The following is a 230-nucleotide window of genomic DNA, read 5'->3' on the forward strand; positions in this document are numbered from 1 at the left end:
CCATGCCGAAGCCACCGCGTCCGCCCTACCGCGGCACCGTGTGCGGGTGGGAGACCGCGATGTGGGTCGGCCGCTGCGGCGAGTGCCAGGCCTGGGGCTCGGTCGCCGCGGCCGCCCTCGCCCCCACGCCGCGCCCGGCGGCGACGCCGGTGACCACCGCCGCCGTGCCGATCGGCCAGGTCGCGGTCGAGGACGCCGCCCACCGCTCCAGCGGTGTGCCCGAGCTCGAC

1 pseudogene is annotated in these 230 nt (G+C 79.6%); it reads left to right on the forward strand.

Features of this window, described 5'->3' with window-relative positions:
* Positions 1–2: 2 nt before the first annotated feature.
* Positions 3–230: pseudogene (locus tag QWY29_RS20675) on the forward strand (DNA repair protein RadA); the annotation flags it as partial.

Origin of the sequence: Nocardioides abyssi, assembly GCF_030412915.1 — a bacterium.
Lineage (GTDB): Bacteria > Actinomycetota > Actinomycetes > Propionibacteriales > Nocardioidaceae > Nocardioides > Nocardioides abyssi.